Here is a 26292-nt window from a genome sequence, read left to right as displayed (position 1 = left end):
CACCCAGGGAGCACTTTCGTGAAAACCAAAAACAATCTCGTGCTGGTCGCACTGCTTACGTCCGTTTGCGCCACCGCTGCCGCTGCGCAGACCGCGCCGTCGCAGGGAGTGGTCGACAGCAACGACATCGTCGTCACCGCGCAGAAGGTCGAGCAGCGCGCATCCGACGTGCCGATCACCATTTCGGCGGTGTCGGGCCAGCGCATGGAACAGCTGGGCGTGTCCGACCTGGACGAGCTGTCCAACTATATCCCTGGCCTGAACATCCAGGAACAGAGCGCCAACAACCCCGGCATCGTCATCCGCGGCATCACGTCGGACAGCGGTTCGTCGCAGCAGGCGGCGCGCGTCACGCTCTATTACAACGGCATCGACATCTCGCGCTCGCGCGGGTCGTATCAGGCGATTTATGACGTCGATCGCATCGAAGTCATCAAGGGGCCGCAGGCGACGCTGTTCGGCACCGCATCGGCGGTGGGCGCGATCAGCATCATTTCCGCCCGCCCGCGTGAGGGCTTCTCGGGCGAACTGACCGGCGGGATCGGCAATTACAACCAGCGCCTGCTGGGCGGCCACCTGAACCTGGGCAACGATGTGATCGCGGGCCGGGTGGCGTTCGAGTACAAGAAGCGCGACGGCTATGTCGACAACCTGTCGACCACGCAGGACGACCTGTACGCCCAGAACCAGCTCGGCGTCCGCGCCTCGCTGCGCTACACCCCCAGCGACGCGATCACGGTGGACCTGATCGGCACCTATGATCGCCAGCGCAACAGCGGCACGCCGTTCATCTCGAAGCTGTATCCGACCTCTGCCGGCCCGGCCAATCCGTTCGGCAAGGCCAATCTGTCGGGCTCGCCGCTGTCGGCGACCGCGCTGGGCAAGGATAAGCTGGGGCTGGACCGCAACGTCTATGACGTGAACCTGACCGCAAGCTACGACTTCGCCGATGGCTGGAACTTCACCACGGTCAACGGCTATCGCGCGTTCGACTCGCTGGAAGTGTTCGATGCCGACGGTTCCGCCGCCTGGTATCTGGAATTCGCGGAAGGCGCCTATGGCTCGCAGCTGAGCCATGAATCGCGCTTCGCCTATAGCGATGACCATTTCCGCGCCAGCTTCGGGTGGAACATCTTCCACGAAAACGGCCGCCAGGAAGTGCCGTTCTCGACCGAGGAGGGGACCTATCTCCAGTGCGCGGCGAATGTCATCAAGGGGCTGGGCTGTGTATCGGCCAACGGCACGGTGACTGCGTCGCAGGCGACGGCGCTGCTGACCGGCGGCAAGGCGACGGCGATCCCGTATCGCTCGATCTTCACCAACAAGGGGATCAACGACAGCTATTCGATGTTCGGCGAAGTCACCTGGATCCCGGTGCCGAAGCTGGAACTGACGGCGGGCGTGCGCGCGCTGATCGAAAAGCGCCAGTCGGGCTATGTCTCGGTCGCGCCCAAATCGGTGCTGAGCGGCGCGCCGCTGATCCCGGGACAGGCGACCACCAACGGCACGCGCTGGTCCGAAGACAGCTTCCAGGCATTCCTGCCGCGCTTCAATGCGCTGTACCGCCTGAGCGACGCGGTGAACCTGTACGCCACCATCTCGAAGGGGCGTCGCTCGCCGACGGTCAACCAGAACGCGACGACCACCTCGCTGATCCCTGAGGAAACCGTCTGGAACTATGAAGGTGGCATCAAGGGCGTGCTGGGCATCGCCTCGGGCTCGCTGGGCGTCTATTACCAGCGCTACGACAATTTCCAGGTGTCGCGCACCACGGGCACCGGCCAGACGATCACCGAAAGCGCCGGCAGCGCGGGCAATCTGGGCGTCGAGGCCGAATTGCTGGTGCGTCCGGTCAAGTGGTTCAGCGTGTTCGGCAATGTCGGCTATATCAAGGGCGGCATCGACAAGAAGGCGTCGAACGGCATCTATGCCGGCAACAAGTTCCGCCTCCAGCCCGAAGTCCAGGCGGCCGGCGGCTTCACCATCGACGCGCCGATCGGCGACGGCATCCGCCTGTTCGCCACGCCGAGCGTGACGTATCGCAGCAAGATCTATTTCGAGATCCCGAACAAGGAAGCGATCTCGCAGGCGGGCGTCACGCTGGTCAATGCCAAGGCGGGCGTCAGCTTTGCCGACAACCGTTATGAAATCGCGGTGTTCGGGCGCAACCTGACCAACGAGGACTATCTGCTCGACGCGGGCAACACCGGCGGCGGCTTTGGCAACCCGACCTATATCCCGGCGGAACCGCGCTTCTACGGCGTGCAGCTGACGGGTCGTTTCTGATCCACGGCGCTTTCCGGCGCAAAACCATGCGGCCCGTCACTTCGGTGGCGGGCCGCTTTGTTATCAGCATGTTATTTGCAATAGCTCAGCAAGTAGTGTGCCTGAATGGACGATTAATCGCTCGCATCGCCGCGCGGGCGCAACGGGTCGGCGCAAGTGCGGCGCCCGGAATCGGGTTCCCTTCGTTGAACCTTCGTCATGAAGCAGATACGCACCCCGCTAAGCCCCCGCGCCGCGCTGTTGATCGGTGCCGCGCTCGTCGCAACCCCCGCCGTGGCGCAGGACGCTCCGGCGGCCCAGCAATCGGTCACGCCGCCGCCGATCTTGGTCGCGCCCGCCCCGGCGCCGCCGCCGATCGCCGCGCCGGTGATCCGGATGCAGCCGGCCTCGCCGGTGGTGCAGCCGCTGCCGCCCGAGCCTGTTGCAGAGGCTGAAGCGGCCCGAGCCGCGCCTGCGCGCACGCCGACGCGAACCGCCGCCCGGCCGGCCGCGCGCGAAGCCCGCGCTTCCGCTCCGGCCGCCGCCCCGGCTCCTGAAGCAGCCCCGGCACAGCCTGCGACCGCAGAGCCGCCGGCGACTGCACCCACCGCGCCCGTCGCCGAGCCCGCCCCGGCGGCCCAGGCACCGATCGCCACGTCCTCTACCGAGCAGACCACTACCCAATCGAGCAACAACAGCCTGGCTTGGATCATCGGCGGGCTGGTCGTCGCACTCGCTGCGATCGGCGCATTCCTGCTGCTCCGCCGTCGTCGTCCGGTCGAAGAGGACTATGCCGATTACCGCGCCGAGCCCGAGGCGGAGCGGCCGATGCCGGCTGTGCTCCCCGTCGTCGCGCCCGAGCTGGAGCCGCGCGCCGAGCCGCAATATGCGCCGTTCGTCGCAGCCCCCACGGCGGCCATCGCCGAGCGTCCTGTCGAGCCCGCTGCGCACAGTGACATCGCGCTCGCCGAGCCCGATGCCGAGGATCTGGCGACAGTCGCCGACGTCGCCGCGCCGGTCGCCAACCGCCCCTGGATCGAACTGGCGATGCGTCCGGTGCGCGCCGGCACGAGCGAGGACGAGGCGCTGGTCGATGTCGAGCTGACCGTCGGCAATGCCGGCGACACCCCGGCGCGCGACGTGCGGATTTCTACTTTCCTGCTGGCCGATGCCGAGCCCAGCGCAATGGAATCGCTGCTGATCGAGCCGCACGCCGCCGGCACCGTGCCCCCCGTCACGATCGCGCCGGGTGACGGCACCCGCGTCGATGCGCAGCTTGCGGTGCCCAAGGGCGAACTGGGCCGCACGTTCAACCCGGTCGTGGTGGCCGAGGCCCGCTACACGCTGCCCGACGGGTCGGAAGGGCGCACCGCCGCTGCGTTCCGCATCGGTCGCCCCAGCAATGACGGCATCGGCCCGATCGGCGCCACCCGCCCGCACATGGTGGATGCGGTCGAGGCAGAACTGGTGGGCGAGCCCGAGCACGCCTGATCCGGGCCGAACGACTGAACGGGTCCGTCCCTGCCGGGGCGGGCCCGTTCTCGCGTGCGTGCATCGCGCTCTCGCCACGTCCCGTCGCACGCGATAGGACATGCGCATGGCCGCTTCCCAGCGGCCCAATGTGATACTATCACATGCGCATTCGGATCGGGAGACTTATGCACTACAAATCCTTTGCCCTTCTCGGGCTCGCCGTCACCGCGCTTGCAACCGCGACCATGGCCGATGCGCAGCAGGCGCCCGCCGCGCGCACGCCGGGGTTCAACGACATCCCTGAAAAGTTCGTGATCCCCGAGGATCGCAACGACTATATCCGCCGCGAAGTGATGATTCCGATGCGCGACGGGACCAAGCTGTTCACCGTGCTGATGATCCCCAAGGGCGCGAAGAACGCGCCGATCCTGCTCACGCGCACGCCCTATAACGCCGCCGGCCGCACGCGCCGCATGACCAGCCCGCAGATGCTGTCGATGCTGCCCGAAGGCGACGAGGTGTTCGTCAAGGCCGGCTATATCCGCGTGTTCCAGGACGTGCGCGGCAAGAACGGGTCCGAGGGCGAATATGTCGTGACGCGCCCGCCGGTCGGCCCGCTCAACCCGACCAAGGTGGACCACACCACCGATGCCTGGGACACGATCGACTGGCTGGTGAAGAACACGCCCGAGAGCAACGGCAAGGTGGGGATGCTCGGTTCGTCCTATGAAGGCTTCACGGTCGTCATGGCGCTGCTCAATCCGCATCCCGCGCTCAAGGTCGCGGCGCCGGAAAGCCCGATGATCGACGGGTGGATGGGCGACGACTGGTTCCACCACGGCGCGTTCCGCCTGCCCAATATCGGCTGGATTTCGGGCATCACCGGCTACAAGGCCGGCGGGCCGACCCCGCCCGATGGCGGCTGGGACGATTACGAGACGTTCCGCAAGGTTGGATCGGCCGGCGATTGGGCCAAGAAATACGGCTATGACCAGCTGCCCTTCTGGAACCGGCTGAGCCAGCATGTCGCCTATGACAGCTGGTGGCAGCAGCAGGCGCTCGACAAGCTGCTTGCGGCGAACCCCTCGAACGTCCCCACGCTGTGGGAACAGGGGCTGTGGGACCATGAGGACATGTACGGCGCGATCCACAGCTTCGAGGAGCTGCAGAAGACGCCGCAGGCCGACAAGAACTTCCTGCTGATGGGCCCATGGCGCCATTCGGGCTTCAACTATGACGGGTCGAAGCTGGGGGAGCTGAAGTTCAACGGCGACACGGCGCTCCAGGCGCGCCGCGACATCCTGCTGCCGTTCTTCAACGCCTATCTGAAGGACGGCGCGCCCGCGTTCACGCCGGCCAAGGCGAGCATCTACAACACCGGCGAGAACCGCTGGGAGTTCCTGAACAAGTGGCCGCTGGCTACCGCCGATGCGCTGACGCCACTGTACCTGACGACGGGCGAGGGGGCGGGCTTTGCCAAGCCGGGGGCAGGGCAGGATAGCTATGTCTCCGACCCCAACAAGCCCGTCCCGCATCTGCCGCGCCCGATCAACTTCAGCGATGGTCGCTGGGGCACCTATCTGGTCACCGACCAGCGCTTCGTCGACGGGCGGCCGGACGTGCTGACCTATTCGACCGAAGTGCTGAAGGCGCCGGTGCGCGTCTCGGGCGCGCCGCTGGCCGACATCTTCGCCAAGACTACGGGCACCGACGGCGATTTCATCGTCAAGGTGATCGACGTGTATCCGGACGAGATCGCGTCGGACAAGGAAATGGGCGGGTTCCAGCTGCCCATCGCGATGGACATCTTCCGTGGGCGCTATCGCAATTCGTTCGAGAAGCCGTCGCCGATCCCGGCGAACAAGGTGCAGGAATACAAGTTCCGCCTGCCGACCGTGAACCATGTGTTCCAGCCGGGGCACCGGATCATGGTGCAGATCCAGTCCACCCAGTTCCCGGTCTATGATCGTAATCCGCAGAAATATGTGGAGAACATCTTCTTCGCCAAGCCGGAAGACTATCAGAAAGCGACCGTGTCGATCGTCTATGGCGGCGCGCAGTCGAGCGCGGTGCTGTTGCCGGTGGTGCCGCTGGACCAATCGGCCGCCAGCGCGAAGTGAGGTGCGGGCGGGAGGGGGCGGTGGCGCACTCTCCCGCATCGCGGCAGCGATTTGCGCTCCCTCAAAGCGCGGAGGCGGCTGTCGCGCTATAATTAGGTCATGGTTGCCCGATCCGTTTCTGTTTGCGCCCCTGACCCAGCGCCGAGGACCGGACGCAGGAGCGCGCGCGGATGATCCCGCCACAGATCCGCCGCCCGCTGCTCGCGACGCTGGAATTCAGCGCCTACTTCGTGGTGATGGTGCTGCTGGGCGTCGCGATGTTCGCGCTGGTGCGCTATCATCCGCGCGCCGATGCCAAATGGTATATCCTGATCACGCTGGTCGTTGGCCTGGGTTCCGCCGGCTATGCCGCGCGCGAGTATATGCAACTGCGCCGCGCGCTGCGCCGCACCCGCGCCGCCGGAGTGGAGGAAGCCGCGCTGGCGCATGCCGAGGCGGTCGCCAATCATCGCCTGTGGTCCGAACGGCTGGCCGAGGATGAGGCGGTGCCCCCGACGGACGCGCTCAAGGAATCGCGAAAGGCGCCGCCGCTGATCGAAGTCCTCTCGATCCTGGGCCCCGGCGAAGCAGCGCCGGAGGGTGCGGAGGGCGAAGAAGTTTCAGAGCCCGGACAGGACATGTCGCTCGACGCGATCCGCGCGCGCATCGCCGAACGCATGGCGCGCGAGGACCACGAACGCGAAGAAGCGGCGAAGAACTCGAAATTCTGAAGTGCCCCTGCGCTATCCCGCCAGGATGCTCTTCCCCACGGCTTCGGCCACCTTGATCCCGTCGATCGCGGCGGACAGGATGCCGCCAGCATAGCCGGCCCCTTCACCCGCCGGGTACAGCCGTTCGACATTCAGGCTCTGGAAATCGGCCCCCCGCGTGATCCGCACGGGTGACGACGTGCGCGTCTCCACGCCGGTCATCACCACATCGGGATGGTCGTACCGCGCGATCTGGCGCCCGAACACCGGCAGCGCCTCGCGCATCGCCTCGATCGCGAAGGCAGGGAGGCACGCTGACAGGTCGGTCATCGTCACGCCGGGCTTGTAGCTGGGGACGACTTCGCCGAGCGCGGTCGATGCGCGGCCCGCCAGGAAGTCGCCGACTTTCTGCCCCGGCGCCCAATAGTTCGATCCGCCCGCGACGAACGCGGCGCTTTCCCATTTGCGCTGCAATTCGATGCCCGCCAGCGGCCCTTCGGGATAGTCGCGGGCGGGGTCGATGCCGACGACCAGCCCGGAATTGGCGTTGAACTCGGCGCGCGAATACTGGCTCATGCCGTTGGTGACGACGCGGCCTTCCTCCGAAGCCGCCGCCACCACGCGCCCGCCGGGGCACATGCAGAAGCTGTACACGGTGCGCCCGTTTGCGCAGTGATGTGCCAGGCTATAGGCGGCGGCGCCCAGATCGGGATGGCCCGCGCAATTGCCGTAGCGCGCCTGATCGACCCAGCTTTGCGGATGTTCGATCCGCACGCCGATCGAAAAGGGCTTGGCCTCCAGGAACACGCCGCGCCGGTGCAGCATCTCGAAGGTCGGGCGGGCGCTGTGGCCCACCGCCATCACGACGTGATCGGCCTCCAGGAAGCTGCCGTCTTGCAGATGCAGTCCGCGCAGCCGCTGGTGCCCGTCGCCGGTGCGTTCCAGCTCCAGATCGTCGACGCGGGTCTGCCAGCGATATTCGCCGCCCAGCCCCTCGATCGTGCGGCGCATGCTCTCCACCATCGTGACGAGGCGGAAGGTGCCGATATGCGGGTGCGCCTCCCACAGAATGTCGTTGGGGGCGCCCGCCTTGACGAACTCCTCCAGGACCTTGCGGCCCAGGAAGCGCGGATCCTTGACCCGGCAATAGAGCTTGCCGTCGGAAAAGGTGCCGGCGCCGCCCTCGCCGAACTGGACGTTGGAATCGGGGTTCAGCTCGGCGCGGCGCCACAGGCCCCAGGTGTCCTTGGTCCGCTCGCGCACGATCTTGCCGCGGTCGAGGATGATCGGGCGCAGGCCCATCTGCGCGAGGATCAGCCCCGCGAACAGCCCGCACGGCCCCGCGCCGATCACGACCGGGCGCAGGCCCTGCCACCCCTCCGGCGCATGGCCGACGAAGCGATAGGCGGTGTTGGGGGTGGGGCGTACATCCTTGTCCCCGGCAAAGCGCGCCAGCACCGCCGCCTCGTCGGTCAGCGCGATGTCGAGCGTATAGACCAGCAGGATCGCGCTGCGCCGCCGCGCGTCGTTGCCGCGCTTCACCACGTCGAAGCGGACGAGTTCGTCGGGCGCGATACCCAGCCGCTCGCAAATGGCGCGGGGCATCGCCTCGGCAGGATGATCGAGGGGCAGGGACAGGCCAGAGAGACGCAACATGCGGCTCCCCCTAGCCGTTTCGCGCGCAGGCGCCAATTCCCGGCGCGTCCGGGCTTATGCGGAGATCGAGGCGAGGATTCCCGGCGCCGCGCCCGCCAGCGTGGCGTCGGGTGGGGCGTTGAGCTGGTCTTCGACTTTGGCCAGCGCGTGTTCGGCGTCGCGGACGTCCTTGTCGTCGGGGTCGCGATCGTCCTTGGCGCGGCGGATCAGCGCCTTGATCTGGGCGGCGGCGTCACGCGCGTCGCGGGCGAATTCGGCGTCGGCCTTGCCATCGGCCTGGCGGGCGCTGCTCTGGGCCACGGCGACGCGCTCGCGATAGCGTTCGAGGTCGGAGTCCTTGGCGTCCGCCGGATCGGCGGGCTCCTTCGCGGCGTCGGCGGGATCGGGCGTTGCCGCATCGGTGGTATCGCTCGCCTGCGCCTCGGTGCCCGCATCGGCGGCGGCTTCGGGGGCGGCGGCATCGGTGGTCGCGCCGAGATCGCCGGCCGATCCGCCGGCATCCTGATATTGCTTCACCGCCGCGCCCAGTTCGCGCGCGATCGCGGCGGCGGCGCGGGCTGCGGCCTTGGGATCGAAAGCCGCGAGCATCTGGAGCGCCTTTAGCCGTTCCTTGAGCTGGCGCACCTTTTCGCGCGCGGTGGCCTTGGCGCTTTCGGCCTGGTCGGTCTTGCTCGCCTCCAGCGTCGCCACCGCGCTCTGGGCCTGGGCGAGCTTGCGCTCTGCGGCCTGTTCGCGCGGCGTGGTGGCAGGCGTGGGGGTGGACGTCGCCGGGCGCGCGGGCGCCTTGGGGCGCAGCGCGGCAGGCACCAGCAACGGGGCGAGCGACAGGATCGACATCGCTTTCATTATAGCGGGCTGGCGGCCGGAACGGGTGCCGATCGCGCAAACAACCGGGCATGGCGCCGGCTTCCCAAGCCCAAAGTGTGATGATACCCCAACACACATAAGCGGACTCAGGGGATTGCATGCTCAAGAACAGATTGCGCCTCGCGCTCGTGCTCGCCGCGACGGCACTCGCCACCCCGGCACTGGCCCAGTCGACGCCGCCGGCCGCCACGCAGAAACTGCATGTCGAATCGCAGTATTTCACGCTGGCCAACGGGCTGCGCGTGGTGCTGGCAAAGGACAGCATCGCCCCGACGGTGACGGTGGGCGTCTATTACGGCATCGGCTTTCGCGTCGAGCCGCGCGACCGCACCGGCTTTGCCCATCTGTTCGAACATCTGATGTTTCAGGGGTCGAAGCACGCGCCCAAGGGCGTGTTCGACACCACGATCACCAGCTCGGGCGGCGTCAATAACGGCTCCACCCGCTTCGACTTCACCAATTATTTCGAGATCGTCCCTTCCAGCGCACTCGACCGGATGCTGTGGCTCGAGGCGGACCGCATGGCCAATCCGGTGATCGACGAGGTCGTGCTGAAGAACCAGCAGGGCGTGGTCGGCAACGAAGTGAAGGTCAATGTGCTCAACCAGCCGTACAGCACCTGGCCATGGATCGACCTGCCGATGCTGGCGAACACCAACTGGTACAACAGCCACAATTTCTACGGCGACCTGACCGAGATCGAGGCGGCGACCGTGGCCGACGCCAAGACCTTTTCCCAGACCTATTACCGGCCAAGCAACGCCGTGCTCGTCGTGGCCGGCGATCTGGACTATGCGGCGACCCGCGCGACGATCGAGCGCTATTTCGGGCCGATCGCCAAGCAGCCCCGCGTCGTCCAGCCCGACATCAGCGAGCCGCGCCAGACCGTGGAGAAGACGCGCAGCCGCGTCGATGCGCTCGCGCCCAAGCCCGGCTATGCTGCCGGCTATCATGTGCCCGCGCGTGGCACGCCCGAATGGTATGCGATGGGGCTGATCGACCAGATCCTGCTCCAGGGCGACGACAGCCGGCTGTACCGCAAGCTCGTCCAGCAGACCGGCATCGCCGGCGATGTCGATGGCGGGATCAACGGCGATCTCGGCAACATGTTCAACTATAACGGGCCGATGCTGTGGAGCTTCAGCTTCACGCACGACTCCGCGCACAGCCCCGCGCAGATTACCCAGGCAGTGGACGAAGTGATCGAGGCGCTGCGCTCCACCCCGGTGAGCGCCGAGGAACTGGCGCGGGCCAAGACCAAGATGCGGTCCAGCCTGTACGGCACGATCGACGGCAGCGGGCGCGTCGGCCTGATCGATCTGCTCGCGGTCTATGCGCTGTTCGACGACGATCCTTCCGCCGTGAACCGGATCGAGGACGGCTTTGCGCAGGTGACGCCCGCGCTGATCCAGAAGACCGCGCAGGAATATCTGCGCCGCACCAATCGATCGATCTACACGATCGAGCCCGGCGCTGCCGGCGCCAAGCAGGGGGCAAAGTGATGAAGCGCGCCATTTTCGCGAGCCTGCTCGCCATCGCTGCGGCCACCGCTGCCACGCCGGTGCTGGCGCAGGACAGCTTCCCGCCCGCGCCGCCGATCGGCGAGCCCAAGCCGTTCCGCCTGCCCGCGACCGAGACCTACACGCTCGCCAACGGGCTTCAGGTCACGCTGATCCCCTATGGCATCGCGCCCAAGACGGTGGTGGCGCTGCGCATCCGCGCGGGCAATGCCAATGAAGGGGCCGAAACCTGGCTGGCCGATGTGACCGGCGAGATGCTGAAGGAAGGGGCGGGGGGCCGTTCCTCCGATGCGCTGGCGACGGCGGCGGCGGCGATGGGCGGCGACCTGAATGTCGGCGTCGGGCCGCAGACGACGTCGATCGCGATGAACGTCCTGTCCGAACATGCCGGCGACGCCATCGCGCTGGTCGGCGACGTCGCCACCCGGCCCGACCTGCCTGCCGGCGAGCTGGCGCGAGTAAAGGCCAATATGGGGCGCAATTTGGCGGTGATGCTGTCGCAGCCGGGCTCGCTGGCGAACATCGCGCTGGCGCGGACGGTGTACGGTCCCGACCATCCCTATGGCCGAATCGTGCCGAGTGCGGCGCAGCTGGCGGGGTACACGATCGCCGATGTGAAGCGTTTCTATGCCACCCAGTTCGGGGCGAAGCGCGCGCATCTCTACATCGCCGGGCGCTTCGACGCGGCCAGCGTGAAGGCGGCGGTGGAAAAGGCGCTGGGCGGCTGGGCGGCGGGCCCTGCGCCCGCGACGCTCGCCGCGCCCCACAAGCCGGGGCCGCAGCTGGTGCTGGTCGATCGCCCCGGCGCGCCGCAGACCACGCTGCGGCTCGCGTTCGATGCGACGCCGGCGGGCGCGGCGGACGATATTCCCCAGCGCGTGACCAATGCGCTGCTCGGCGGGTCGTTCAGCTCGCGCATCACCACCAACATCCGCGAGGACAAGGGCTATACCTATTCGCCCTATTCCGACGTCGATTTCAGCCCGAGCGATGCGCTGTGGACCTTCCAGGCGGACGTGACGACGGCAGTGACCGGCCCGGCGCTGGCCGAAGTGTTCAAGGAAATCCGCCGGATGCAGACCGAGCCGGTGCCGGCGGACGAGGCCAAGGGTATCCGCACCTATATGGCCGGCACCTTCGCGATCCGTAACTCCACCGCAGGCGCCGTGGTCGGCACGCTGGCCGAACGCGACCTGCTGGGCCTGCCCGCCGACTGGACCGAAACCTATGTCCCCGCCGTGCTGGCAGTGACTCCTGCCCAGATGATGGCGTCGGCCAAGGCGGCGTACCCGCTCGACAAGATGACGCTGGTCGTGGTCGGCGACCTCAAGGCCGTCAAGGACCAGATCAAGGCGCTGCCGGAGCTGGCGGGGGTGCCGGTGCAGCAGGTGACGGTGCCGTAAGCGCCAGCATGGTGTCGCGCAGCGAGGGATAGACCCGGTCGTTGCCGAATCCGCTCAAATGGTCGCCGTCGAAGAAGAGGGGGCGGCCATCGGGCAGCGCCTGGCACGGGTCGCCCGGACAGAGCACGGGGAACGGGTCCCACAGCGTCAGCCCCGGCTGGTGCACCGCCAGCGCGTTCATTGCGGCGACCACGGGGCTGCGCAACAGCAGCAGTTCGTCGCGCGGCACGGTGTTGCCGCCGCGACAGATCGGGTTGTTCCGATTGAACCAGTCGGAGCAGCGGAAGGTGGGGCTGCGGAACAGCGGCTTGGGCGCTTCCAATACCAGCGATCGGCGGCCATCGCCGGACAGCTGCGCCAGCACGCGCTGTGCCTCCGCCAGTGCCTCGGGCGATACGCTGTCGTCGTGCGGCCCTTCGATGTCGCGGTCGCCCTCGAACTGGTTGGTCAGGCGAGTGAGGCGCAGTCCGGGCAGGAACACGACGTCGCCCGCCTTGCCGGCCGCGTTGATGTCGGCGACCACGGCGGCATAGAAGGGTGTGCATTTGGGGCGCGAGGCCATCGTCTCGATCAGCTTGAGATAGGGGCAGCCCGCGCGGAAATAGACGCGCACCGGCACGCCCAGCTCGGCCACCAGCTGGTCCATCGCGGCGGCATAGGCCAGCGCGTGCGAATCGCCCGGCATGAACAGCGTGAAGCCCGCGCCGGCGCGGGTGCAGTTCTGCGGCGTCAGGATGCGCCGCTTGCCCCCCGCCATGCGGCTTTCCTCGCTATGGACCGTGCAATGGCTGATGGCGGGGTTCAGCGGGCGCTTGCCCTCCGAATACCAGTCGGCGGCATTGCGCGTGACGCTGAGCGAGATGCGATCGTGCGACGCGATCAGCGCCTGTCCACCAAGCCCCGCGAGCACCACGGCGGCGATCATGCCCGCCACCACGCGCCCGCGCCGCGCCTGCGCGATCCAGCGGGCGCGGCGGATCGGCCGCTCGATCAGCCAATAGCTGGCGAGCGCCAGCACCACCACGATCCCCAGCGCCGCCAGCGCCAGCCGGGGCGTATCCAGCCCCAGCGTCCAGCGGAACAGCACGAACACCGGCCAGTGCCACAGGTATAGCGAATAGGAGAGCAGCCCCACCGCCACCATCGGCGCGCTGGCGAACAGGCGGGTCAGCGGCGTCTGCGTCGCGCTGAGGCTGGCGATCAGCCCCGTCGTGCCGAGCACGGGCAGCAGCGCGAGCGGGAAGGGGAATAGCGCGCCTTCGGGGATGGCCAGCCCGACGGCGACCAGCGCCAGGCTGCCCCAGCCCAGCGCGGACTGGATGCCGGGTCGCGCCTGCGCCAGCCACGGGCCCCAGCGTGACGCCGTCAGCAACAGCAACATGCCCGCGCCCAGTTCCCAAAAGCGCGTGACGATCAGGTAGAAGGCGAATTTGGGCGCGAGGAAGGTGAGGGCTGCGGCCAGCGCGAGCGAGGCTGCCGACAGCCCGACGATGACCCGCACCGCGTGCGCCCCGCCGGACAGCCGCTGATGCCACCATAGCAGGAACGGGAAGAGCAAATAGAATTGCTCCTCCACCCCCAGCGACCAGCTGTGGGTAAAGGGGTTATACGCTGCCTGCGGCCCGAAATAGCTGTCGGTGTCGGTCGCCAGCACGATGTTGCTGAGCCCGGCAAAGGCGAAGCGCGCGACCTGCGCGGCGCTGTCGCTCAGCCACGCATTGGGGATGAACAGCTGCGACGCGGCGATGGTGACGAGCAGCATCGCCACCAGCGCGGGCATGATCCGCACCAGCCGCCGTGCATAGAAATGGCGGGCCAGTTCGCCGAGGCTGTCGAAACGATATCCCGCCATCGATCCGGTCACGACGAAGCCGGAGATGACGAAGAAGATGTCGACGCCGGTAAACCCGCCGGGCAGCGCCGCCGGGCGCAGATGGAACAGGATGACTGCGCACACTGCGAGCGCGCGCAGGCCGTCCACGGCCGGCAGATAGCCGAAATGATGTGATGATTGGCGCGTTTGCACCGTGTTTCTCCCCGTGCCGCCGCCTCTAGGCGAAGCGACCGGGATCGCCAACCCACGCCAGACCGGTTCGTGCGCGCGGTGCGTGCAGGTGCAGTTCAGGCGGAACCGGCTAGAGTGCGCGCGTGCGTTGCAACTCGTTCAGGATCGGCGGGCCTCTGGTCCTTGCCGCCGTCGTCGCCGGGGCACCCGCCCTTGCCCAGCAGAGCCCCGCGCCGGTGCCTGTGCCTTCACCCACCCCCAGCCAGACGCCCAGCGTCTTCTACCTGCCGGGCGTCACGCCCGAGCGGTACAGCATCGGCCCGACCGCGACGCCAGCGCCCACGCCGACCGCGACGCCAGTGCCGCAGGTGCGTCCTGCGCGCGTCGAGCTGCAGCCGACCCCGCGCGCCGCGCCCACGCCCATTGCGTCTCCCCGGCCCGTGCCGGCGCCGACGGCCAGCGCCACGCCGATTTCGGACGTGGCGCCCGTGCCGCAGGTCGTCGCCACGCCAGAGCCTGTCGCGACACAGGCACCCGTCACAGCCGAGGTGCCCGCAGCAGCGGGAGACTGGCTACCCGGCTGGGCCTGGGCGTTGTTGGGCGCAGGGGCGACTGCGCTCGCCATGGGCGGGTGGTGGGCGCTCCAGCGCCGCCGTCGCCCCGAGGACTCGGTGCCCGACGTCGTCCCGCCGCAGGTCGCCGATCCCGTGCCGCCGCCCTTGCCGCCGGTGGCGCTGCCCCCGGTTCGTGGAAACGCGGTTCCGGTCCCTGCACCCGCCGAACCCTTCGAAATTGCGCTTAGCAACATCCGCGTCTCGTTCGGCGCGCAGGACATCGCGCTCGACCTCGAATTGCTGGTCGGCAACCTCCAGCCCGGCAACGCCGATGCCATCCGCGCCGCGCTGGTGCTGCTCAGCGCCAACCCAGATCAGGACCAGCAGCGCGCGGCGTTCCACGGCGCGACCATGCTGGAGCAGGCCGGTGCGCCGTTCGACCTGCCGCCGGGCAAGGGCGCGCGCATTCCGGTGCGGCTCGCGATCCCGCGCGATGCCGTGCATGTGGTCGATGTCGGCGGGCGCCCGATGTTCGTGCCGATGCTGCTGGTCGATCTGCGCTGGCGTGCGGGGCTCAGCGTGCGCCGCTTCGCCGCCGATTTCATGCTGGGCACGGCGGGGCAGGGGGGCAAGCTGGGCCCGATCTGGCTTGATCGCCCGGCGCCCGCCGCCACACTGGCCGCGACCCGGTATCAGCCGCGCGCGGCAGTGCCGGCCTGAAGTAGCGTCAACAACGAAAAGGGCGGCCCGTTGCCGGACCGCCCCTTTCTGTTCTCTGCCGTGAAGCAGAAGAAGCTTACTTGACCTCGACGGTCGCGCCGGCTTCTTCGAGCTGCTTCTTGATCTTTTCGGCTTCGTCCTTCGACACGCCTTCCTTGACGGCCTTCGGAGCGCCTTCGACCAGCGCCTTGGCTTCGGTCAGGCCGAGCGAGGTGATCGCGCGGACTTCCTTGATGACGTTGATCTTCTTGCCACCGTCGCCGGTGAGGATCACGTCGAACTCGGTCTGCTCTTCAGCAGCCGGAGCAGCGGCGCCGCCGGCAGCTGCCGGTGCGGCAACAGCAGCAGCAGCCGAAACGCCCCACTTCTCTTCGAGCAGCTTCGACAGCTCAGCAGCTTCGAGAACGGTCAGCGCGGAAAGCTGGTCAACAATTGCGTTAAGGTCAGCCATGGTATTCTCCAATCAAATCAATATGTTCGGGTAAATAATCGCAAAGAGCCGCAGTTATTATGCGGCTTCCTTCTCGCTGTGCGCAGCCAGGACGCGGGCGATCTGCGCCGCGGGAGCCTGGGTGATGGTTGCGATCTTGGTCGCGGGCGCAACAATGAGCCCGACGAGCTTCGCACGCAGTTCATCCAGCGACGGCAGCGATGCCAGCGCCTTCACGCCTTCCGCATCGAGCAGCTGCTTGCCCATCGCGCCGCCGACGATCTCGATCTTGTCGGTCGTCTTGGCGAATTCCGCGACCACCTTGGCAGCAGCCACGGGATCGGCGGAGGTGGCAAGCGCCGTCGGACCCGTCATCAGGTCCGCGATCACCGAATAATCGGTGCCCTCGGCGGCAATCTTGGCAAGGCGGTTCTTCGCGACCTTATAGCTCGCACCGGCGTCGCGCATCTTGTTGCGGAGGTCCGTCGATTGCTTGACGGTCATCCCGAGATTGCGGGTGACAACCACCACGCCAACCTCGTTAAAGGTGCGGTTCAGCTCGGCAACGGCGTCGGCCTTCTGGGAACGATCCATGCCGGTCTCCTCGTTATGAAGCACCCTTGCAGGCGCTTCGGTTACACTATGTCCGAGGGGCATGATCGTCAGCGGCCAGAGGCGAACCCCGGCATGACCCCGGTGGCCCATAAGGGCGACCGATAAAATCTGTCCCCGTCTTGGCGAGAGATTAAGACCGGCAGATTCCGGTCACTCGCTGTCTCGGACGGTATTCTCCCCGAAAGGAGAAGCGGCGCCCTTACCCGATCGACAGGGGGAGTCAAGCCCGTTCGACGCAATGCCGGCGATCGAGGCGGCCCGACGCGGCGCCGGTAGCGTAAACGCATCCTGTAAAATACGGAGCGTGTTTCCCACTAATCCGCCACCCCTGATCCGGATATCAGCGAATAATATTAATAGCTTAGTAGCCATCAGTTGGCGAATTTGCCGTTCGCCCGGTCACGTCGCGATGCAGTCGCCATCCTATAAAAATACAAACAGGGTGAAGGTGACGCGACGTGAAGATCGGCATTCTCGGATCAGTGAGCCTGCTGGCGCTTTCAGCGCTGGGCGGTTGCGGTGGCGGCAGCTCCGGCGGCACCGGCGTGAACTCCAGCGGGAGCATCGCGCCGGGCGTCACGCCCGCACCGGCCCCGGTGGTGTCGCCTGCGCCTACCCCGGCCCCTGCGCCGGCTCCGACGCCGACCCCCACGCCGGAACCTGTCGCGACGCCTGCGCCTACTCCCGCACCGACACCGGCGCCTACGCCCACGCCAACGCCGGCGCCGGTGAACCAGACGCCCGTGACCGACGTCGGCGCGCCCGCGCCGGAGCCCGTGCCGACGCCAACCCCGACGCCCGCTCCCGCCCCAACCCCGACTCCTACGCCGACCCCGGCGCCGCCGCCGAGCACGGACACGGGATCGCAGACCCCGGCGCCTACGCCGTCGCCCACGCCGACCCCCGCGCCGGTGACCGAATATGCCGCGCCGGTGGCGCCCACCGGGCCGTACATCGTCACGCCCTATTGGATGCAGCCGGTGCGCTCGGCCAATGACACGTCGGAATATCGCGCCAATTTCGTGCCCGCAGAGCTGGGCAACGCGCTGTATGCGCTGGACAGCGGCCATACCGGCCAGGGTGTCATCGTCGGCGTGACCGACGATGGCGTGGTCAATGTGAATGGTGAACTCGACGGGCGCATCAGCAGCCTGTCCAAGGACTTTGGCTATGTCACCGCCGGCGGTGTGCTGACCAAGCGCAATGTGCTGGGCGATGCGCAGTCGGACCATGGCACTGCCGTCGCCAACATCCTGGGCGCCGCCGCCAATGGCAAGGGCACCGTCGGCTATGCCCCGTCGGTGCAGATCGCAGTGCTGCGCATTTCCGACTGGAATGCCGACACCAAGACCGAAGTGCTGACGCACCTGATCGAAGCGATCGACTATGCCGGGCGCCAGGGGATCAAGATCCTCAACAGCTCGCTTGCCGGCACCGGCAGCGCGTCGTGGGGCGCGGCGGTGACGCGCTATGCCGCGACCGGCGGGCTGATCGTCAATTCGGCAGGCAACGCCGCGGGCGAATCCCCGATCGATGCCCCCGCGATCAACGACAGCAACAAGCGGGCGATCCTGTTCGTCGGTGCGATCGGCCCCTATGTGAACGGCTATGTGCTGGAGAGCTATTCCAATCGCGCCGGCACGATGAAGGACCGCTATGTCGTCGCGGTCGGCCGCAACTATACCACCGACATCAACGGCGCGATGGTGCAGTTCTCGGGCACCAGCTCGGCCGCGCCGATGGTGAGCGGGCTCGCCGCCGACATCCTCTCGAAATGGCCGCAGCTGACCGGCCAGCAGGCCGGCGACATCATCCTCAATACCGCGCGCGACATCGGCGAGCCCGGCGTGGACGCAGTGTTCGGCCACGGCCTGGTCGATTTCAAGGCGGCGCTGTCGCCCGTCCAGCCGACGCTGTCCAACGGCACGGCCCAGACCAGCCTGGACAATTCGGTCATGGCCGTCCCGTCGGCGATCGGCGCCGTCTCGATCCAGACGGCGCTGTCCAAGGTCACGGTGCTCGACGCCTATGGCCGCGACTTCGCCGGATCGCTTGCCGGCATGGTCCTGCGCCCGCAGGCCGGGACCGCGCGCAGCCTTCAGCGCCGCGTCGAGCAGATGGGCAATTATGTCGATCTGTCCGCCGGCAAGTTCGTGGGCGGCATGGCGTTCGCCAATTATCGCACCGGCCCCGAAACCGATGCCGTGCGCAGCGTGCCGCTGTCGGGCACGATGGCCTATGTCTCGGGCAAGACGGGCGTGCGCCTCGGCTGGAACACCTCGGAATCGCTGCAATCGGACGTGATGGGCCTCGCCCCGTTCGCCGATGGCGTGCTCGCCTATGTGCCCCAGGCCGATACGAGCTTCGGCATCGATCGCTACATGGCGGGCGGCAAGCTGAGCGTGACGACGTCGATCGGCGCGGGCAGCGGGACGCGCGCACAGGCGCTGACGCTCGGCTGGTCGACCACGCATAGCGATATCCGCGCGTCGCTGATCGAGGAGCGCGGCACCGTGCTGGGCGTCGCCACCGGATCGGGCGCGCTGCGGCTGGGGCGGGGTGCCTCCACCGCGATGGTCGAGGCGCATCACAGCATCGACCTTGGCGACACGTGGCAGGTCGAGGGTTATGGCTCGGTCGGCGTGACGCGGCTCAAGGTCGCGTCGGGATCGCTGGTCACCGGCGCGACGCCGCTGATCGGGACCCGTCTGGGTCTTCAGGTCACGCACCGCCTGGGCGGTGGCGCGTTCAGCCTGGGGGTTGCCCAGCCGCTGACGATCGAATCCGGTTCCGCACGACTGACCTATGGCACGGGCTATGACCTCGCATCGCAGGCGCTGGTCTATTCGAGCACGTCGGCCAGCCTGGCCGGCGCGCGCCGCCTCCAGTTGACTGCCGGCTATGTGACCGGCGGGCCGCGCTCGTCGTTCCGCGTCGGCATCGCGCAGGACGTCGAGCATGGCTCGGCACGCGCGCTCGCCGGGTGGAGCATCCGCTGGTGACCGTTCAGGCTTGAAATGCAGATTGAGAAAGAAGGGGTCGGGAGCGGCGTATCGCTCGCGGCCCCCTTTTGCTGCGGTCCGGCAGGAGCTATCAGTCCGTGCCGCAGCGGCGCGTGGGCGAACCCAGGCAGATCTGGCAACCGGTGCTGGTCGCGACGCCGTTGGAGAGTTCGGCGAACATCGTCGTCGCCTGTGGGCTCATCAGCGCGGCGTTGATGCTGCCGCCGAAATCGTCGAGCGATCCGAAGGTCGCCGTGCTGTTGAGATCGAGGCAGCACATTCCCAGCCGCCCGGTGGCAAAGATCGCCAGCGATGGCTTCTTCGTGAAATGGCACCGGCTGGTGCTGAGCAGCTTGCGCTCGACCGACCAGTTCGGGTCGTGTTCGAGCAGCAGCTGCGCATAGCTGTCGAGCGGGCGCGCGGAGAGGAACGCGCTCTGGCGGGCGCCGTTCACGTCGTCCCAGTGGAGAAGCCACAGCAATTCGCCGTCGCCGTCGCCATGCTTCGAATGGAATGCGCGGGTGATCGCGGCGTCGCTGTTCACATGCGCCTCGACGCCCGGCAGGGCGGCGGCGATGTCGGCGGCGATCGCCTCCCACCGGCGGACATTGGCGATCAGCCGTTCGGGCGTGTCGGCAAAGGCATCGCGCGTCGCCTGATCGACGCGGGCGTCGGCGGCTTCGTTGGCGGTGATCTGGTACAGCCGCAGGTGCGAGGGCGCGCGCTCGGTCGCCATCTGGCGCATCAGTGCGCTCACCCGCGTCACCAGCGTCGCATAGTCGCCGATCTTGGCGCTGCGCGTCGCGGCATAGGATTCCTGGCTGTCGTTGTGCAGCGACACCGCGATACCCTGTGGGTAATTTTGCGACAGCTGCTTCAGCTTCTTGTCCACCAGGGTCAGGCCATGCGTGGTGAAGAAGGTCGGCCAGGGCAGCCGCTTTTCGCGCAGATAGGCGAGGATTTCGGCGATGTTCGGGTGCAGCAGCGGTTCGCCATAGGCATTGAGCTGCATCGAGCCGACGCTGACGCTTTCCGCCAGTTCGTCGATGATGGCCTTTACCCGGTCCAGCGGCAGCCAGGCGCGGGCATCCTCGCGGAACATGTCCGGGCAGAAGGTGCACTTCTGGTTACAGAAATTGGTGATCTCCAGCCATACCGTCTCGACATGCGGCTTGCCGTCGCGCACCGGATAGGCGGTGACGGCCTGGATGGTGCGCAGCCGGTCCTGGAGCAGCGCGACTTCCTCGGCATCGAGGAAGGGCAGGGTGCCGGCGGCGTTCCACTTGCCCAGCAGATCGGCGGCGGCATGGGCAACCGGGGCGTTCATCGCCAGCGTCCAGGCGATGCGCGACGTCCGCAGCACGGACGCTTGGTCGCGCGCAGTCAGAACGGCGAGGGCCATCGCCAGTTCGCCGGCGCATTCGTGCTTCGCAGCGGGGTCGAACGGCAGCGCCAGCGCGGTTGCCAGCGCCTCCAGACCCTCGACCGGAGAATCCCGCAACAGCAGCTGCCGCGCGATGAGGCGGTGTGCGTCGAGCGTCAGGGGCGCGCGATCGATCTGCGCGCGGGCGGCGGTTTCGGCCTCGGCCCCGGCGGGGCGGATCGGACCGCCGGGCCAGTGTGCGCCGACATCGGGATCGCATCCCGCCCAGCGGCAGCGCGCGAGCCATGCGGCGTGGCGGATGGCGGGGCTGGGGCGCGTGTCGCGCGCTTCGGAGAGGACGATCGCCGCCCGCTCATGCTCGCCACCGGCGGAGAGCAGGCCGACCAGGCCGATGAACTGCCCCTCGGTGAGCGCGGCGAGATCGGCATTGTACGAGAAGGCGAGGCGGATCATCACCCCGGCCAGCGCCGCGGCATGCTCCTGCGGCATCCGCTTCAGCGCGGCATAGGCGAGTGGCGAGCGCGGATCGCTCTCAAACGCGTCGAGCAGCGTGCCGATCGCAGTCGCCAGCGCGGGTTCGACCTCGTCCGCGTCGTTGCGGATCGCGTCGTCGAGGCAAGCCAGGATTTCCGGCAGAATCGCCACGCCGCCCATCCGCAACTGCTCGCGTGCCAGTTGGGCGCGTTCGCTGGTCGCTGCGCGCATCGCGCCGATCATGGATGTTGCGTCGAACGGAACCATGCATTCTCCCCAGGCCGTGACGGGCAATGCCCGGCTCAAGGAAACTTATAGGCGGATGGCGCGCCTCCGGGGTTCTCCGGACGCAAGAAAGGCCGGGATCGCTCCCGGCCCTTCTCGTTTTGCGTATCGTACGGGTGCCGTGCGGATCAGACCGCAGCGACTTCCGCCGTGTCGACCTTCACGCCCGGGCCCATCGACGAGCTCAGCGCAACCTTGCGCAGATACTTGCCCTTGGCGCCCGTCGGCTTGGCCTTGACCACTGCGTCGACCAGCGCGTCGAAATTGCGACGCAGGTCCTCTGCAGAGAAGGACACCTTGCCGATGCCGGAATGGATGATGCCGGCCTTCTCGACGCGGTATTCCACCTGGCCGCCCTTGGCCGCCTTGACGGCTTCGGCGACGTTCATGGTCACGGTGCCCAGCTTCGGGTTCGGCATCAGGCCCTTGGGGCCCAGCACCTTGCCGAGGCGGCCGACCAGGCCCATCATGTCGGGCGTGGCGATGCAGCGATCGAAATCGATCTTGCCGCCCTGGATGGCTTCCATCAGGTCCTCGGCGCCGACGACGTCTGCGCCCGCTGCGGTGGCTTCTTCAGCCTTGGCGCCGCGTGCGAACACGCCGACGCGCACGGTCTTGCCGGTGCCTGCGGGCAGGGTGACGACGCCACGGACCATCTGGTCGGCGTGACGCGGATCGACGCCCAGGTTCAGCGCGACTTCGACCGACTCGTCGAACTTCGCCGTCGCATTCGCCTTCACGATCGCGATCGCTTCGTCGACGCCGTGCAGCTTCTCGTTGTCGACCGACCAGGTCTTCTGCTTCTTGGTGAGCTTCGCCATGAGATTAACCCTCCACAACCTGGAGGCCCATCGCGCGTGCGGAGCCTTCGATGATCTTCGTTGCTGCTTCGATGTCGTTCGCGTTGAGGTCCTTCATCTTGGCCTCGGCGACCGCCTGGACGGCCGAACGCTTGATGGTGCCCGCGGAAACCTTGCCCGGCTCCTTCGAACCCGACTTCAGGTTGGCGGCCTTCTTCAGCAGATAGGTCGCGGGCGGGGTCTTGGTCTCGAACGAGAACGAGCGGTCCGCATAGACGGTGATGACGGTGGGAAGGGGCGTGCCCTTTTCCTGGTCGCCGGTCGATGCGTTGAACTGCTTGCAGAACTCCATGATGTTCACGCCGCGCTGACCCAGGGCAGGGCCGATCGGCGGAGAGGGGTTCGCGGCGCCGGCGGGCACCTGCAGCTTGATATAGCCGGTAATTTTCTTTGCCATGTCACTCTCTTTCGTGGACGCCGCCCGGGGGCGGGCATCCGGATCAAGTTTAGCGGTTCAGTCGGGCGCGTCGCCGCACCCTCCCGCAGGTTTCCAGTCGTGTGCACGCTTGGAAGCGCGGGCGCCTAGCCGAACTGGCGCCCGAATGCAAGCGCCGGGGCAGTCGCGCCACCCCGGCACTGCGCGTCACTTGGCCGGGGCGAGCCAGCCATGCATGTCCATCCAGCGGACGAACTCGTCGAACCAGCCGGTGCTGGTGGTCTTCTTCTGGTACATGCCGAAACCATGGCCGCCCTGTTCGAACAGGTGGAACTCGACTGGCTTCTTCGCCTTCATCCAGCTTTCGACCAGCCCGAATCCGCGCCCGCTGAACAAGGGATCGTCGGCGGCGATCCCGACGAACAGCGGCGGGGCGTCCGCCGGTACGTCGACCGGGTTGAGCGAGCCATAGATGGTGCCGATGAACGCGGGCTTCGCGTCGTTGCCCGACAGCGTCGTTGCCATGGTCAGCCCGGCGCCGGCGGAAAAGCCGACCATGCCGACACGCGCCGGGTTGATGTGCCACTGCGCCGCGCGGCTGCGGACCAGCGCGAAGGCGGCGCGGGCATCGGCGAGCATCGGATCGAGGTTCATCGCGGGGCGCGGTCCGGCGGGCGCTGCTGCCGGCGCTGCGCCGGGTGCGGGGGCGGCGGCGACGCGGGCGAACATGTTGCGCATCGATTCCTCGAACTCTGGGATCGATGCCGGGGTCTGGTTGAGCCGGTACTTCAGCACGAACGCCGCGACGCCCTTGGCCGCCAGCGCCTTGGCCACGTCCCAGCCTTCATTCTCCATCGACAGCGTCATGAAGCCACCGCCGGGCGCGACGATCACCGCCGTGCCATTGGCCTTGGCCGGATCGGGCAGGAACGGAGTGAGCGTCGCCACCGTCACGTTGCGCGCGAACACGCTGCCATATTGGCTGTGCCAGGACTCGGCGTTCTTCGCACCGGGCAGCGGGCCGGTGTCGAGCGTGATCGCGGTCGGCTGCGCCGGAATGGCGATCGGCATCATCTTGTCGCTCTGTGCGTGCGCCGGAAGCGCAACGGCACCGGCGGTGGCAACGCACAATGCGAGCGCGCGCCACTGACGACGGCGCCCGCGCGCAAACAACTCCGACATATTCGATATGGCCCGCATGACGAATCCTCTCCCTGATTTTATCGTTACGGATCATATATGATCTGCTTTTGTCGAACTAATCAAGAGTGCGCGGGCCGCCCAGCAACGAAAACGGCCGGAGCTTTCGCCCCGGCCGTTTGGTATTTCATGATGCGTGCGTCGCGTTGGACGCAGCCGTTACTTGACTCGTTCGACGTCCTCGAAGCCCAGCTCCAGCGGAGTCGCGCGGCCGAAGATCGAGATCGAGACCTTGACCCGGCTCTTGTCGAAGTCGAGCTCCTCGACCACGCCCGAGAAGGTCGCGAAGTTGCCGCTGACCACCTTGACGGTATCGCCGATGTCGAAATCGACGCTGACCTTCTGCTTCGGCGCGGCGGCGGCTTCCTCCTTGGTGTTGAGGATGCGCGCGGCCTCGGCCTCGCTGATCGCCTGGGGCTTGCCCATCGATCCGAGGAAGCCGGTCACCTTCGGCGTGTTCTTGACGAGGTGATACACGTCGTCGTTCATTTCCAGCTTGGCGAGGACATAGCCCGGGAAGAACTTGCGCTCGGACTGGATCTTCTTGCCGCGGCGAACCTCGGTGACGGTCTCGGTCGGAACCTCGACCGCTTCGACCAGCCGGTCGAGCCCGAGGCGCGTGGCGTCGGAGATGATCTGGTCGCGGACCTTGCCCTCGAAACCGGAATAGGCGTGGATGATGTACCAGCGCGACATGAATTAACCCTTGGTTGCCAGGCTGAGGAGGAAGCGGACGAGCGCGTCGAAGAACGCGTCGACCCCGAAGAAGAACGCGCCGAGCAGCGTCGTCATGATGATGACCATCACCCCGGTCATCACCGTCTCGCGGCGGCTGGGCCATGCGATCTTTGCAGTCTCGGCACGCACCTGGCGCGCGAATTCGATGGGACTGGTCTTTGCCACGCGGGCCATCCTCACATAAAAAACATCACCGGCGGCGAGGCATGGGTCCGCTGCCGGGTCCTTCGGGAAGGAACCGGCTTTGCCCAAATCACGCTGTCGGATTGGGAATGGTATCTAGCGGCTAGTCGCGCCCAGTGCAAGGCGGGTTGTGATCAGAGGTAGGCGACCGCCGCAAACCCGCCGACGAGCAGGATCAGAAAGCCCCAGGCGAACCAGTTGAGCCGCTTTTCGATGAACGCCTGCACCGGCGCGCCATAGCGCTTGAGCAGCGCCGCGATGATGAAGAAGCGCGCGCCGCGCGTGATCGTGCACAGCAGGATGAACCACCCGAAGGGGAAATGGGATAGCCCGCTCGCGATCGTCACCAGCTTGAAGGGGATGGGCGTGAGCCCCTTAACGAGAATGAGCCAGGTGCCGTATTTGTTGTAGGCAAGGGTGAACTCTTCGAACGCATTATGTCGAAAGAACTCCAACATCGAGCGGGCGATGTCGGTCATGAAATAGCCGATCGCATAGCCGAACATCGCGCCCAGCACCGAAAACAGCGTGCAGATGCCGGCGATCAGATACGCCTGCTCGCGGCGCGCCAGCACCATCGGCACGACCATCACATCGGGCGGAATCGGAAAGAAGCTGCTTTCGGCAAAGGAAACGGCGGCAAGGCTGCGCAGCGCGTGCCGATGATGCGCCATGCGCAGGACCCAGTCGTACAATGCGCGAAACATGCGATCTCCGGGAGTGCGGCCCGTCGCCGGGGGCGGGCCATTCGCCGCGCCCGCAACGCCCGGCCGGGCAGGGAAAGGGAAGGGCGCCGATGGTGTGCATTCGGCCTTCCCCTGCATCGGGAAGCGAACGCACCGCCGGGCGCCCGGCCAGCTAAGACTGGCAGGTGCAGTGCCAGCAGCCGGTCGGGTTGTCGAGAGTCGAAATGGCACCCTTGCGGTCGAACGACCTGCGGCGAGGTCTACCGCGCGGCGGTCAGGAACGCGCCGCCTGCCGCCGGTCGATCCAGTCGAGAAACGCACCATGTCCGTGAAAGTCGGTGCGAATCTCGTCGTGCAGGCCCCGCACGATCGGCGTGGTCAGGAACCGATCGATGTCGCGCGACCAGATCGCCCACATCCGCGCCTTCACATAGCCTTGCGCCCGCAGCTCATAGAGTTCGTGGATGAGGTGCATCACTTGCAACACGCCCGGAAGAACGCGCGACACGTCATAGGCCGACAGTTCCGTGGTCCAGATCGGCATCAATTCGGTGAACAGCATGTGCCGCACGGTTTGCAGGCGGTCCGAATAGGTGAGGAAGATCTGGGCGTCGAGCTGGCGCGTGTGGTTGCGCGTTGCCGCATAGACGGCGATCACGCCAACGAACACGCCGCTGGTGCCCATGAAACGGAGGATGATTTCCAGCATTGCTCCTGCCTGGCGGCACCGGAAGGCTACGCCCCGATAAAGGTGCCGGACGCCGTAGCGCCCACCGTCACGCGAGGG

The 26292-nt window shown here is 67.2% G+C and carries 21 protein-coding genes; 8 read left to right on the top strand and 13 right to left on the bottom strand.

Features of this window, described 5'->3' with window-relative positions; translation table 11 throughout:
- The first annotated feature begins 18 nt into the window (after nt 1–18).
- The 4 genes from ACG3SL_RS11530 (at nt 19) to ACG3SL_RS11515 (ending at nt 6568) form a co-directional block, all read left to right on the top strand.
- Complete coding sequence (locus ACG3SL_RS11530; protein ID WP_448661266.1) at nt 19–2286, top strand: TonB-dependent receptor; 2268 nt, start codon at nt 19–21, stop codon at nt 2284–2286.
- A gap of 198 nt (nt 2287–2484) precedes the next feature.
- Nucleotides 2485–3756, top strand: a complete 1272-nt coding sequence (locus ACG3SL_RS11525; RefSeq protein ID WP_448661265.1) for a hypothetical protein — start codon at nt 2485–2487, stop codon at nt 3754–3756.
- 167 nt (nt 3757–3923) lie between these two features.
- Entirely contained in the window at nt 3924–5858 is a 1935-nt protein-coding gene (locus tag ACG3SL_RS11520) for a CocE/NonD family hydrolase (RefSeq protein ID WP_448661263.1), read from the top strand.
- Between the two features lie 170 nt (nt 5859–6028).
- Nucleotides 6029–6568 carry a hypothetical protein gene (locus ACG3SL_RS11515; protein WP_448661262.1) on the top strand — a complete coding sequence of 180 codons (540 nt, stop codon included), beginning with the start codon at nt 6029–6031 and terminating at the stop codon, nt 6566–6568.
- Between the two features lie 12 nt (nt 6569–6580).
- Here the strand turns inward: ACG3SL_RS11515 and ACG3SL_RS11510 are convergent, their stop codons facing one another.
- The gene (locus ACG3SL_RS11510; protein WP_448661261.1) at nt 6581–8203 is read right to left on the bottom strand and encodes an FAD-dependent protein; all 1623 of its coding nucleotides are present in this window, start codon (nt 8201–8203) and stop codon (nt 6581–6583) included.
- 54 nt (nt 8204–8257) lie between these two features.
- Nucleotides 8258–9040: a hypothetical protein gene (locus tag ACG3SL_RS11505; RefSeq protein ID WP_448661259.1), complete on the bottom strand. Its 783-nt coding sequence runs from the start codon at nt 9038–9040 to the stop codon at nt 8258–8260.
- A gap of 128 nt (nt 9041–9168) precedes the next feature.
- Between ACG3SL_RS11505 and ACG3SL_RS11500 the strand changes: the two genes are divergently transcribed.
- Together ACG3SL_RS11500 and ACG3SL_RS11495 are read left to right on the top strand one after the other, a co-directional pair.
- Nucleotides 9169–10572 (top strand): M16 family metallopeptidase, encoded by a 1404-nt coding sequence (locus ACG3SL_RS11500; RefSeq protein ID WP_448661258.1) that lies wholly within the window; start codon nt 9169–9171, stop codon nt 10570–10572.
- On the top strand, nt 10572–11993 hold the full coding sequence (locus tag ACG3SL_RS11495) for a M16 family metallopeptidase (RefSeq protein ID WP_448661256.1): 1422 nt from the start codon (nt 10572–10574) through the stop codon (nt 11991–11993). Before ACG3SL_RS11500 ends, ACG3SL_RS11495 begins: the two co-directional genes overlap by 1 nt.
- Here ACG3SL_RS11495 and ACG3SL_RS11490 read toward each other — a convergent pair.
- On the bottom strand, nt 11938–14019 hold the full coding sequence (locus tag ACG3SL_RS11490) for an acyltransferase family protein (RefSeq protein ID WP_448661255.1): 2082 nt from the start codon (nt 14017–14019) through the stop codon (nt 11938–11940). The genes ACG3SL_RS11495 and ACG3SL_RS11490 overlap by 56 nt on opposite strands.
- 122 nt (nt 14020–14141) lie before the next feature.
- On the opposite strand from ACG3SL_RS11490, the gene ACG3SL_RS11485 reads away from it, so the two are divergent.
- Entirely contained in the window at nt 14142–15272 is a 1131-nt protein-coding gene (locus ACG3SL_RS11485; protein ID WP_448661254.1) for a hypothetical protein, read from the top strand.
- 76 nt (nt 15273–15348) lie between these two features.
- Here the strand turns inward: ACG3SL_RS11485 and rplL are convergent, their stop codons facing one another.
- Nucleotides 15349–15723: a 50S ribosomal protein L7/L12 gene (rplL, locus tag ACG3SL_RS11480; protein WP_448661253.1), complete on the bottom strand. Its 375-nt coding sequence runs from the start codon at nt 15721–15723 to the stop codon at nt 15349–15351.
- A 57-nt stretch (nt 15724–15780) separates the two neighbouring features.
- Nucleotides 15781–16296 (bottom strand): 50S ribosomal protein L10, encoded by a 516-nt coding sequence (gene rplJ / locus ACG3SL_RS11475; RefSeq protein ID WP_448665118.1) that lies wholly within the window; start codon nt 16294–16296, stop codon nt 15781–15783.
- A 479-nt stretch (nt 16297–16775) separates the two neighbouring features.
- On the opposite strand from rplJ, the gene ACG3SL_RS11470 reads away from it, so the two are divergent.
- Nucleotides 16776–19319 carry a S8 family peptidase gene (locus ACG3SL_RS11470; RefSeq protein ID WP_448661252.1) on the top strand — a complete coding sequence of 848 codons (2544 nt, stop codon included), beginning with the start codon at nt 16776–16778 and terminating at the stop codon, nt 19317–19319.
- Nucleotides 19320–19410: 91 nt separating this feature from the next.
- On the opposite strand, the gene ACG3SL_RS11465 is transcribed toward ACG3SL_RS11470, so the two are convergent.
- The 8 genes from ACG3SL_RS11465 to ACG3SL_RS11430 form a co-directional block, all read right to left on the bottom strand.
- On the bottom strand, nt 19411–21444 hold the full coding sequence (locus ACG3SL_RS11465) for a radical SAM protein (RefSeq protein WP_448661251.1): 2034 nt from the start codon (nt 21442–21444) through the stop codon (nt 19411–19413).
- Nucleotides 21445–21590: 146 nt separating this feature from the next.
- Nucleotides 21591–22283 carry a 50S ribosomal protein L1 gene (gene rplA, locus ACG3SL_RS11460; protein ID WP_448661250.1) on the bottom strand — a complete coding sequence of 231 codons (693 nt, stop codon included), beginning with the start codon at nt 22281–22283 and terminating at the stop codon, nt 21591–21593.
- Between the two features lie 4 nt (nt 22284–22287).
- Entirely contained in the window at nt 22288–22719 is a 432-nt protein-coding gene (gene rplK, locus ACG3SL_RS11455; protein WP_448661248.1) for a 50S ribosomal protein L11, read from the bottom strand.
- Nucleotides 22720–22905: 186 nt separating this feature from the next.
- Nucleotides 22906–23880, bottom strand: coding sequence for an alpha/beta hydrolase (locus ACG3SL_RS11450; RefSeq protein WP_448661246.1), 975 nt, complete (start codon nt 23878–23880; stop codon nt 22906–22908).
- A gap of 177 nt (nt 23881–24057) precedes the next feature.
- The gene (nusG, locus tag ACG3SL_RS11445) at nt 24058–24594 is read right to left on the bottom strand and encodes a transcription termination/antitermination protein NusG (RefSeq protein WP_448661245.1); all 537 of its coding nucleotides are present in this window, start codon (nt 24592–24594) and stop codon (nt 24058–24060) included.
- Nucleotides 24595–24597: 3 nt separating this feature from the next.
- Entirely contained in the window at nt 24598–24801 is a 204-nt protein-coding gene (gene secE / locus ACG3SL_RS11440) for a preprotein translocase subunit SecE (RefSeq protein WP_448661244.1), read from the bottom strand.
- 152 nt (nt 24802–24953) lie between these two features.
- The gene (locus tag ACG3SL_RS11435; RefSeq protein WP_448661241.1) at nt 24954–25526 is read right to left on the bottom strand and encodes a YqaA family protein; all 573 of its coding nucleotides are present in this window, start codon (nt 25524–25526) and stop codon (nt 24954–24956) included.
- Nucleotides 25527–25779: 253 nt separating this feature from the next.
- Nucleotides 25780–26214, bottom strand: a complete 435-nt coding sequence (locus ACG3SL_RS11430; RefSeq protein WP_448661240.1) for a hypothetical protein — start codon at nt 26212–26214, stop codon at nt 25780–25782.
- Nucleotides 26215–26292: the final 78 nt, after the last annotated feature.

It is taken from the genome of Sphingomonas degradans, assembly GCF_053502645.1.
This window is presented reverse-complemented; position numbering and strand designations above follow the sequence as displayed.

What these genes read in the sequence shown, in the direction of transcription:
- ACG3SL_RS11525 (WP_448661265.1), top strand. Translation starts at nt 2,485, where the DNA reads ATGAAGCAGATACGCACCCCGCTAAGCCCCCGCGCCGCGCTGTTGATC.
- ACG3SL_RS11520 (WP_448661263.1), top strand. Translation starts at nt 3,924, where the DNA reads ATGCACTACAAATCCTTTGCCCTTCTCGGGCTCGCCGTCACCGCGCTT.
- ACG3SL_RS11515 (WP_448661262.1), top strand. Translation starts at nt 6,029, where the DNA reads ATGATCCCGCCACAGATCCGCCGCCCGCTGCTCGCGACGCTGGAATTC.
- ACG3SL_RS11510 (WP_448661261.1), bottom strand. Translation starts at nt 8,203, where the DNA reads ATGTTGCGTCTCTCTGGCCTGTCCCTGCCCCTCGATCATCCTGCCGAG.
- ACG3SL_RS11505 (WP_448661259.1), bottom strand. Translation starts at nt 9,040, where the DNA reads ATGTCGATCCTGTCGCTCGCCCCGTTGCTGGTGCCTGCCGCGCTGCGC.
- ACG3SL_RS11500 (WP_448661258.1), top strand. Translation starts at nt 9,169, where the DNA reads ATGCTCAAGAACAGATTGCGCCTCGCGCTCGTGCTCGCCGCGACGGCA.
- ACG3SL_RS11495 (WP_448661256.1), top strand. Translation starts at nt 10,572, where the DNA reads ATGAAGCGCGCCATTTTCGCGAGCCTGCTCGCCATCGCTGCGGCCACC.
- rplL (WP_448661253.1), bottom strand. Translation starts at nt 15,723, where the DNA reads ATGGCTGACCTTAACGCAATTGTTGACCAGCTTTCCGCGCTGACCGTT.
- rplJ (WP_448665118.1), bottom strand. Translation starts at nt 16,296, where the DNA reads ATGGATCGTTCCCAGAAGGCCGACGCCGTTGCCGAGCTGAACCGCACC.
- ACG3SL_RS11465 (WP_448661251.1), bottom strand. Translation starts at nt 21,444, where the DNA reads ATGGTTCCGTTCGACGCAACATCCATGATCGGCGCGATGCGCGCAGCG.
- rplA (WP_448661250.1), bottom strand. Translation starts at nt 22,283, where the DNA reads ATGGCGAAGCTCACCAAGAAGCAGAAGACCTGGTCGGTCGACAACGAG.
- rplK (WP_448661248.1), bottom strand. Translation starts at nt 22,719, where the DNA reads ATGGCAAAGAAAATTACCGGCTATATCAAGCTGCAGGTGCCCGCCGGC.
- ACG3SL_RS11450 (WP_448661246.1), bottom strand. Translation starts at nt 23,880, where the DNA reads ATGTCGGAGTTGTTTGCGCGCGGGCGCCGTCGTCAGTGGCGCGCGCTC.
- nusG (WP_448661245.1), bottom strand. Translation starts at nt 24,594, where the DNA reads ATGTCGCGCTGGTACATCATCCACGCCTATTCCGGTTTCGAGGGCAAG.
- ACG3SL_RS11435 (WP_448661241.1), bottom strand. Translation starts at nt 25,526, where the DNA reads ATGTTTCGCGCATTGTACGACTGGGTCCTGCGCATGGCGCATCATCGG.
- ACG3SL_RS11430 (WP_448661240.1), bottom strand. Translation starts at nt 26,214, where the DNA reads ATGCTGGAAATCATCCTCCGTTTCATGGGCACCAGCGGCGTGTTCGTT.